Origin of the sequence: Xanthomonas sp. SHU 166 (assembly GCF_000364685.1) — a bacterium.
Classification (GTDB): Bacteria; Pseudomonadota; Gammaproteobacteria; order Xanthomonadales; family Xanthomonadaceae; genus Xanthomonas_A; species Xanthomonas_A sontii.
Genome location: NZ_AQOJ01000415.1, coordinates 1 through 5,706, shown reverse-complemented (window position 1 = coordinate 5,706; position 5,706 = coordinate 1). Strand labels below are relative to the sequence as shown.

Here is a 5,706-nt window from a genome sequence, read left to right as displayed (position 1 = left end):
TCCGCGCAGTCGCCGCGGGTGATGGCCGATGCGCTGTCGCTGCTGTCCGTCGCCGACCGCATCCGGGTCCGCGCGCGCTTGCCGCATGCGGCGCAGCGGCGCCTGCACGACGCCGGGGCGAACGCCCCGGCCGCGCACTGGCTGCATGCCGCGCTGGCGTGGTGGCCCGGGGTACGCTGAGCCGCATCTGTCCGTCGCCACGATGCGCGCTGCCATCTCGCCGCGGCATCATCGGCCCCCGTCCCTGCCCACTCCCTTCCCCGGAGCCGCCATGCTCGCTCCCCCCACCTACCGGAACGCGCCCTGATGGAAGCCCTGCGCCTGTTCAATCTCGGCTCGCTGCTCGACACCCTGGTCAGCCTCACCGCGGCCTTCGTGCTCGGCGCGATCATCGGCTTCGAACGCCAGGTGCGCCAGCGCACCGCCGGGCTGCGCACCAACACCCTGGTCGCGGTTGGCGCGGCGATCTTCGTCTCGCTCGGCGACCGCCTGTTCGAGATCCACGGCGGCACCCAGGGTGCGGTGCAGGTGGTGGCCTACGTGGTCTCGGGCATCGGCTTCCTCGGCGCCGGCGCGATCATGAAGGAAGGCGCCAACGTCACCGGGCTCAACACCGCGGCGACGCTGTGGGGGTCGGGCGCGGTCGGCGCCTGCGCCGGTGCCGGGCTGGTCGCCGAGGCGGTGCTGGCGGCCATGTTCGTGCTGCTCAGCAATACCCTGCTGCGGCCGATGGTGAACCGGATCAACCGGCATCCGCTGAAGGAGTCCTCGCTGGAAGCCACCTACATGTTCTATGCGATCTGCGCGCGCGAGGTGCACGGCGACGTGCGCGAGCGGCTGATCGAACTGCTGGAGGAGGCGCACTACCCGGCGCGCGAGGTCGAGCAGCATCCGTTCGGGCAGAAGGACGTGGAGATCGCTGCCACCCTGTACGCCACCGCGGTGCGTGCCGAGGAACTGGATGCGGTGGTGCAGCGCCTGGAGGGCGAACCCGGTGTACAACAGGCGTTCTGGAACGCCGGCGCCGAAGCCTGAGCCAGTCATGCCCATCCCCGTCACTCCCACGCCACACCGCCGATGATCGCCTGGTTCAAGCCGCTGCCGCCGCATCGCCGCCTGCTCGGCCTGGCCGCGCTGGGCCTGGCGCTGGGTGCGATCTTCGTCGCCGACACGGTCACCGACTACGCGGTGGCGGCGGCGCTGTTCTACACCGTGGCGATCCTCGGCGCGGTGCGCTTGCTGGCCCCGGCCGGGCTGGGCGTGCTGGCGGGCATCTGCGTGGTGCTGGTCGTGCTCAGCTTCCATCTCACGCATGCCGGGGCCTACCACGTCGGCGTGATCAACTCGGCGATCAGCATCGTGGTGGTGGCGGTCACCGCCTCCATCGCGGTGCGCATGGAGCGGGCCAAGGCCGCCGCGCACGCGGCGCAGGCGCAGTTGCTGCGGCTGGCGCGGGTGCGCAGCCTGGGCAGCCTGACCGCGTCGATCGCGCACGAGGTCAACCAGCCGCTGGCGGCCATCGTCACCAGCGGCAACGCCTGCCAGCGCTGGCTCGACCAGCAGCCGCCGAACCTGGACAAGGCGCGCGCGGCGCTGGCGCGCATCCTCGCCGACGCCGAACGCGCCGGCGAGGTGATCGCGCGGGTACGCAGCCTGACCCGGGGCGAGGCCCCGCAGCAGCGCGCCTTCGACCTCAACGCCGCGGTGAACGAAGTGCTGGCGCTGTCGCAGGGCGAACTGGAGCGCAGCGCGGTCAGCGTGCACACCGAGCTGTCGGCGCTGCTGCCGCCGGTGTCGGCCGACCCGGTGCAGATCCAGCAGGTGATCGGCAATCTGTTGCTCAACGCGATCGAGGCGATGGCGGCCACGCCGCCGGCGCAGCGCACGCTGCGCATCGTCACTGAGCGCGAGGACACGCGCTCGGTGCGGCTGAGCGTGGCCGACAGCGGCGAGGGCCTGTCCGCGCAGGCGCAGGCGCATCTGTTCGATGCGTTCTGGACCACCAAGCAGGGCGGCATCGGCATCGGCCTGAGCATCAGCCGCAGCATCGTCGAGGCCGGCGGCGGGCGCATCTGGGCCGAACCGGGGCGGCCACGCGGCGCGGTGTTCTGCGTGTGCCTGCCCACCGCCGGCGGAGCCACGCCATGAATGACGCGACCGCACGCCCGGTGGTGTACCTGATCGACGACGACGCCTCGATCCGCGCCGCGCTGGAAGACCTGTTCGCCTCGGTGGACCTGCAGGTGCACGCCTTCGCCTCGACCCGCGACTTCCTGGCGCATCCGCGCGCCGACGCGCCGAGCTGCCTGGTGCTGGACATCCGCATGCCCGGGCAGAGCGGCATGGACTTCCACCGCAACATGCACGAGGCCGGGCTGGCGCTGCCGACCATCTTCATCACCGGCCACGGCGACATCCCGATGAGCGTGGAAGCGATGAAGAACGGCGCGATCGAGTTCCTGACCAAGCCGTTCCGCGACCAGGACCTGCTCGACGCGATCGGCCAGGGCATCGCCCGCGACCGCGCGCGCCGCGCCGCCGATGCGGCGCAGGCGGAACTGCAGGCGCGCTGGGCGCGGCTCAGCGCCGGCGAACGCGAGGTGGTGGAGCTGGTGGTGCAGGGCCTGTTGAACAAGCAGGTGGCGGCACGGCTGCAGCTCAGCGAGATCACGGTGAAGGTGCGCCGCGGCAATGCGATGCGCAAGCTGGAGGTCGGTTCGCTGGCAGAGCTGGTGCGGCTGGCCGAGCGGCTGGGGCGGTAGGTCGGTTGCGAGAACCCACGATTGCCGGGCGCGGCGGAACAGGTCCTGACGCACCGGTATTCCGCAGCAGCGGCTTCTACCGCGACGGGCTTCATCGGGAAAGCCCGTCGCGGCTGACGCCGCTTCTACGAGACAGAGAGAGAGAGCGGTCTCCGCTCGATAAAGCCGGACTTGCGCTTCGCATCGACCTCCACAAGCGCCGTGCCATACCGCGCCACAGGCATAGCTTTGCTGCACCGCATTCGGCGACACTGCCGGGCTTGTCACTTCCGCACCCCGAGACCCGCATGTCGTTCCTGTTCCGGCGCAAGTCGCTCGACCTGGTCACCGTCCACGAGGCCGGACGCCGGCTGGTGCCCTCGCTGAGCTGGCCGCATCTGGTGGCGCTCGGCATCGGCGCGATCGTCGGCACCGGCATCTACACCTTGATCGGCGTCGGCGCGCAGCTGGCCGGGCCGGCGGTGCTGGTGTCGTTCGCGGTGGCCGGGGCGATCTGCGCCTGCGCCGCGCTGGCCTATGCGGAGATGGCGACGATGATGCCGGCCGCCGGCAGCGCCTACACCTACAGCTACGTCGCGCTGGGCGAAGCGATCGCCTGGGTGGTGGGCTGGAGCCTGATCCTGGAGTACTCGCTGGTGGTCAGCACGGTGGCGGTGGGCTGGTCCGGCTACTTCGTCGGCTTCCTGCACTGGGCCGGTGCGCAGACCGGCATGGACCTGAACCTGCCGGCGGCGCTGACCGCGGGGCCGCATGCCGGCGGCATCGTCAACCTGCCGGCGGTGCTGATCACCTTCGCCGTGGCCGGCCTGCTGATGGCCGGCACCAAGGAGAGCGCCACGCTCAACGCGGTGCTGGTGGTGCTGAAGCTGATCGCGCTTGGCATCTTCGTGGCGGTGGCGCTGCCGGCGTTCCAGAGCGCCAACCTGCACCCGTTCATGCCGTACGGCTTTCCCAAGACGGTCGGCGCCGACGGCGTCGCGCACGGGGTCATGGCGGCGGCGGCGATCATCTTCTTCGCCTTCTACGGCTTCGATGCGATCTCCACCGCCGCCGAGGAAACCAAGAACCCCAAGCGCGACCTGGCGATCGGCATCGTCGGTTCGATGATCGGCTGCACCCTGATCTACATCCTGGTGGCGCTGGCCGCGGTCGGCGCGATGCGCTACGACGTGTTCGGCGCCAGCGCCGAGCCGCTGGCGCTGATCCTGCGCGAACTCGGCCACGGCAAGGCGGCGGCGGCGATCGGCGTGGTCGCGGTGATCGCGCTGCCCACCGTGCTGCTGGCGTTCCTGTACGGGCAGAGCCGGATCTTCTTCGTGATGTCGCGCGACGGCCTGCTGCCGCGCGGGCTGTCCAAGGTCAACGCGCGTACCGGCACGCCGGTGGCGACCACGCTGTTCACCGCGGTGCTGGTGGCGGCGCTGGCCGGCGTGGCGCGGCTGGACGAGATCGCCGCGCTGGCCAATGCCGGCACCCTGGCCGCCTTCATCGCCGTGGCCGCCTGCATGCTGGTCCTGCGCCGCCGCGAACCCGGCCGCGCCCGCACCTTCCGCACGCCATTGGCATGGGTGGTCGGGCCGCTGGCGATCGGTGGCTGCCTGTACCTGTTCTGGAGCCTGCCGGATACCACGAAGATCTGGTTCGGGTTGTGGAACGCGCTGGGCGTGGTCGCCTACCTGCTGTACGGCCGCCGCAAAAGCCTGCTGCAGCGCGCGCCGCAGACGCCGCGATGAGCCCGGCGTTCCAGGCAGCGCTGGCACGGCACATCGGCAGCGCCTATGCACGCCAGCTGGCGCTGGCCGACGTGCTGGCCGAGCGTCGCTGGCAAATGGACTTGGGCGAAGGCCGGGTGTACTTCGACGAGGACCTGCAGTTCCCGATTCAATTGCTGGGCACCGCCGCAGAAGCCAGCGCCAGCTGGCTGTGGGCCTGGGCCAACACCGCCAGCAACCTGCCACCGGCCCTGCTGGCCGATGCCAATGCGCTACGTGCGCACGGCGAGCACGAGGGCATCGCCGAACTGGCCGCGCCGTCTTCGGCGCTGGGCGAGGACGGCGGCCACCAGATCGCCCTGCTCGCCGGTGCCCTGCGCGGGCGCTGCTACTACCGCGCGCCGTACGACGGCGGCGCGCTGTTCTTCCTGCTGGAGGACGTACCGGCCGCGGTCTTCGCGCCGTGCGACGACGCCCGCGTGCTGCGCCTGCTCGGCGAATTGCCGATGCAGTTCGAACTCGACCACCGGGCCATGACCGACGGCTTCCTGGTCGATCAGGGCTATGCCCTGCAGCGCGACGCCGCGCAGACCGTAGCGACGCGCGGCAACACCCGCATCGTCCTGGCATTCGATGCGCAGGCGCGGCTGACCGGCATTCAGGGCCAGCTGGCCCCGGCGCAGGCCGCGGCGGTCACGCCGAAGCCGGCACCGGCCTGGCAGTTCTGGAAGCGCAAGCGTTGAGCGCGGCGGCGGCGTGTCGCACCTGCGCGCCGCCGTGCCCGACGCTTACCACCAACGCAGGCCTTCGAACGGGTTCCAGCTGACGCTGCCCTTGCGCTGGTCCAGATAGTAGGCGTAGTTGGCGGCCATGCCGACCAGCAGCGAGTAGGCGATGCCCAGGCCGCGGCCGATCGCCTCGGGTAGGAACGCCGCGACCACAGCCAGCGCCAGCCAGATGCCGATCAGCCCCAGCGCCTTGCGCCACATGCCGAGGATGAAGAAGTAGATGAAGCCGAAGAACAGGGCGAAGAAGTTCATGTTGATCTTCAACCGTTCCATGAACGGCAGTGCCTTGAACGCGGCCTTGTACTCGGGCGTGGACGGGGCGCCGTAACGGTCGAAGAAGTCGAAGCGGAACTGCCACTTCGGGCTGAGCGGCGCACGTTGCGGGAGATTGGGGGTTTCCATGGCGTTAGAATCCGTGTTGTAAACGTTTTCAGTTTACCTGAA

General features: G+C 70.4%; 6 protein-coding genes and 1 pseudogene. 6 read left to right on the top strand and 1 reads right to left on the bottom strand.

What is annotated here, in order from left to right; genetic code table 11:
* The 6 genes and pseudogenes from D180_RS11395 to D180_RS11370 all read left to right on the top strand — a co-directional run.
* Positions 1 to 180: pseudogene (locus tag D180_RS11395) on the top strand (hypothetical protein); the annotation flags it as partial.
* A gap of 126 nt (positions 181 to 306) precedes the next feature.
* Positions 307 to 1,035, top strand: a complete 729-nt coding sequence (locus tag D180_RS11390; protein ID WP_017912892.1) for an MgtC/SapB family protein — start codon at positions 307 to 309, stop codon at positions 1,033 to 1,035.
* Between the two features lie 42 nt (positions 1,036 to 1,077).
* The gene (locus D180_RS11385) at positions 1,078 to 2,148 is read left to right on the top strand and encodes an ATP-binding protein (protein WP_017912891.1); all 1,071 of its coding nucleotides are present in this window, start codon (positions 1,078 to 1,080) and stop codon (positions 2,146 to 2,148) included.
* Positions 2,145 to 2,762, top strand: coding sequence for a response regulator (locus D180_RS11380; protein WP_017912890.1), 618 nt, complete (start codon positions 2,145 to 2,147; stop codon positions 2,760 to 2,762). Before D180_RS11385 ends, D180_RS11380 begins: the two co-directional genes overlap by 4 nt.
* Positions 2,763 to 3,049: 287 nt before the next feature.
* Entirely contained in the window at positions 3,050 to 4,495 is a 1,446-nt protein-coding gene (locus D180_RS11375) for an amino acid permease (RefSeq protein WP_017912889.1), read from the top strand.
* A complete protein-coding gene (locus D180_RS11370) occupies positions 4,492 to 5,217 on the top strand; it encodes a DUF6882 domain-containing protein (protein WP_017912888.1) in 726 nt (241 codons plus the stop codon). Before D180_RS11375 ends, D180_RS11370 begins: the two co-directional genes overlap by 4 nt.
* A 45-nt stretch (positions 5,218 to 5,262) precedes the next feature.
* On the opposite strand, the gene D180_RS11365 is transcribed toward D180_RS11370, so the two are convergent.
* Complete coding sequence (locus D180_RS11365) at positions 5,263 to 5,664, bottom strand: DUF2628 domain-containing protein (RefSeq protein ID WP_017909243.1); 402 nt, start codon at positions 5,662 to 5,664, stop codon at positions 5,263 to 5,265.
* Positions 5,665 to 5,706: the final 42 nt, after the last annotated feature.

What these genes read in the sequence shown, in the direction of transcription:
- D180_RS11370 (WP_017912888.1), top strand. Translation starts at nt 4,492, where the DNA reads ATGAGCCCGGCGTTCCAGGCAGCGCTGGCACGGCACATCGGCAGCGCC.
- D180_RS11365 (WP_017909243.1), bottom strand. Translation starts at nt 5,664, where the DNA reads ATGGAAACCCCCAATCTCCCGCAACGTGCGCCGCTCAGCCCGAAGTGG.
- D180_RS11390 (WP_017912892.1), top strand. Translation starts at nt 307, where the DNA reads ATGGAAGCCCTGCGCCTGTTCAATCTCGGCTCGCTGCTCGACACCCTG.
- D180_RS11385 (WP_017912891.1), top strand. Translation starts at nt 1,078, where the DNA reads ATGATCGCCTGGTTCAAGCCGCTGCCGCCGCATCGCCGCCTGCTCGGC.
- D180_RS11380 (WP_017912890.1), top strand. Translation starts at nt 2,145, where the DNA reads ATGAATGACGCGACCGCACGCCCGGTGGTGTACCTGATCGACGACGAC.
- D180_RS11375 (WP_017912889.1), top strand. Translation starts at nt 3,050, where the DNA reads ATGTCGTTCCTGTTCCGGCGCAAGTCGCTCGACCTGGTCACCGTCCAC.